1 protein-coding gene and 1 pseudogene are annotated in these 3,014 nt (G+C 72.9%); one reads left to right on the forward strand and one right to left on the reverse strand.

The genetic code is table 11. The features are described from left to right. Positions 1–408: pseudogene (locus tag AC5LUJ_RS03575) on the forward strand (hypothetical protein); the annotation flags it as partial. 277 nt (positions 409–685) lie between these two features. Here the strand turns inward: AC5LUJ_RS03575 and AC5LUJ_RS03580 are convergent. Further along, positions 686–2,815: a tetratricopeptide repeat protein gene (locus AC5LUJ_RS03580; protein WP_250292754.1), complete on the reverse strand. Its 2,130-nt coding sequence runs from the start codon at positions 2,813–2,815 to the stop codon at positions 686–688. Positions 2,816–3,014 lie beyond the last annotated feature (199 nt).

Genomic DNA, 3,014 nt, shown 5'->3' on the forward strand with positions numbered 1-3,014 from the left:
GAGGAGTGGCTGGCCGACACCCTCGCCGACTACCCGGGCTGCCGGCTCGCCGCCGACGTCTCGGACCCTCCGTACTGCCTCGTCCGCCTCCGGGACGGCACGACGCTCAGGGCCTGGATGCAGGCATACGTCATACAGTCAACACAGCAAGCCGCCATGACCACGACGCAAACCGCACCCACCAGCACGCCCATACCGCCATCGGTGCCGACATCGGCGCCGACATCGACGGCGTGGGCACCCGCACGGGCGCCGACGCCGACCGACGACCCGGCCCTGCTCGCCTCCGCGATCTACGGATGGTTCGTCGAGGGCCGCCGGCCGGCGTTACCCGCCACCGGCCTACACGTCCAGACCGGGACGCGAAGCATGATCGTTCATGCGTCCAGAACAGGCACCGGGGAGTAAGCCGCGGCCAGCGCACCACCCCGCGGCCACAACCCCCCGGCCGGGCAGCCACGCCCATGTCGGATCACAAGAACTGGATCACAAGAACGAGTACGAAAGTGGCTGCCACAGCGACCACATATCCCCTCGTTCTCATGATTCGACAGTATTTGATCACAAGGGATCGGGCGGGGGGCGGTTCGGGACGAGGGACGGAGGGGCGGAGTGCGCGGAGGGGCGGAGAAAGGAGCGGCGTCGGCGTGTGCCATGTTGGACGCACCGGGCGGGTCCACGCGTGTCACGTCGCCGGATTGGTGTCCGCCAGTAGTGCCTCGCGTAGCCGGTGGGCGCGGGGGCTGCCCGCGTCGGTGTACGCGGTGAGCGCTTCCTCCCGGTGGCGCCGGGCCGCGAGGTGGTCCCCGGTCGCCGCGGCCACGTCGGCGAGCACCTCCGAGGCCAATGCCACCTGGAACGGGACGCCGCGGCGGCGCATGATGTCGATCGCCGCGGCCAGCGCCCGCTCCGCGTCGGCGTAACGGGCCAGGTCGCAGTGCACCTCCCCGAGGCTGATGAGCACCCGCGCCTGGTTGTGCTCGTCCGGTAACGCCTCAAAGCCGGCCAGGGCCTCCGCCAGCACCGCGGCCGCCTCGGCGGACCGGCCGGAACCGGCGAGCGCCCGTCCGAGATGGTGGGTCTGCAACGCGACGCCCCGGGCGTTGCCGAGGTCCGCGTTCATGCTCCGGGAACGCTCGAACGCGGCGATGGCCGCGGGGTAGTCCGCCTGCTCGAAGCGGGCCCGGCCGACGAACTCCAGCACGGACGCCTCCACCCGGCGGTTCACCGCCACACGGGCGAGCCGGATGGCCTCCTCGAACTGGGCCTCGGCCTCGGCGAAACGCTCCAGCTCGACCAGCGCCCGGCCCAGCTGGCTGCGCATCCTCGCCTCGGCCGCCTGATGGCCGAGACGAGCCGCGGCGGCAACGGCGAGCTCGTGGGATTCCAGCCACTCGGGGTAGTGCTTACGGTTGTAGTACAGCACCCACAGCGCCTCGCACAGCTCCCAGACCGCCGTGTCCCAGCCGCGCGCCGAGGCCGTGCGCACCGCGTCCAAGAGATTCGACCGCTCCGACTCCAGCCAGTCGAGCGCGGCGCCCGGGGAGGACAGCCGGGCCGGGTCGACGGCCGAACCGGCCAACGGCACGTCGTCGTCCCCCCGGCCGGCGTCATGATCGCCCTGACCGCTCCGGCCGGTACGACCGCCCTGATCGGTACGGCCGGCCCGGGTCGCACCCAGCAGCCGTTCGGCCCACCCGGCCTGCTCGGACAGCCGCATCCGGGAACCCATCGCCACCCGGTCGGCGACGGCCGCGCCGCGCAGGTACGCGTCGACGACGCGACGGGCGACATCGTCACGCCACTGTGGCGACTGCTCGCTCTCGGCGCATCGGAAGGCGTGGATCCGGACCAGTTCGTGAATTCGATACCGGCCGTCGCCCACCGCTTCGACCAGGTTCGCCGAGAGCAGAACCGCCAGCGCGTCCTCGACGACATCGGGGGGCAGGCCCGTCGCGGCCACGGCCACGGGCCCGCCGAACTCACGTCCCGGATGCAGGCCGAGCACCCTGTACAGGGCGCGGGCGTCGGCCGGGAGAGCGGCGTAGGCGACTTCCAACGCGGCTTCGATCACCGGATCACCTTCCAGGGACAGCCGGTCCAGCCGGCCGCGTTCGTCCCGGAGCCGGGCCGCCACGTCCGCCATGGCCAGGTGCGGGCCGGCCTTGAGCTGGGCACCGACGACACGCAGCGCGATCGGCAGCCCGCCGCACAGGCGCACCATCTCCGCGGCGGCCTCGGGCTCCCGGGACAGCCGCGCCGGCCCCACCATCCTGGAGATCAGCTCAACGCCGTCCGCCGGGGCGAGCGGACGCAGCGTCAGCAGATCGGCGCCGTCGGCGAGCAGCGCGGTGAGCCGATGATGGCTCGTCACCACGACCAGGCTGTCCTCCGAGGCCGGCAGCAGCGGGGTCACCTGCGACGGGAACTCGACGCCGTCGACCACGACCAGCAGCCGCAGACCGGCGGTGCGCTGCCGGTAGGCGGCTGTCAGACCCGCCAGGTCGGCCGGGATGCGGCCGCCGTGCGCGCCCAGCGCCTCGACGAACCCGCGCAGGACGTCACTGACCGCGGCAGCGCCACGGCAGGCCAGGCGCTCCACGTCGACGTAGAGCTGGCCGTCGCCGAAGCGGGGCCGGACCTCGTGCGCCCAGCGGGCCGCCGCGGCGGACTTGCCGACCCCCGGCATCCCCGTCACGACCACCACCCGCGGACAGGCAATGTCGGTGGGGCGGTCGAGCAGGTCGTGGAACGCCGCCCTGTCCGCGTTCCGGTTGACGAAGACCGCCGACACCGCGGGAAGCTGAACAGGCACGTCAACCGCTGTCGAAGCGACGGCGGACTAACGGGAACCCGCCTCCCCGGCATCCCGGGCCCACGACCGGTTCCCGCCGACGTACCCGGACAGCGTGTTGCCCGGCGCCCCGACGCTCCCGGCCAGCCGACCGTCGGGAACGCGCGGCCCGGCCGGCGACGGCGAACCCGTCATGGACACCGCCTCGTTCGACAACGTT

This window comes from Protofrankia sp. CiP1_Cm_nod3 (assembly GCF_982290655.1).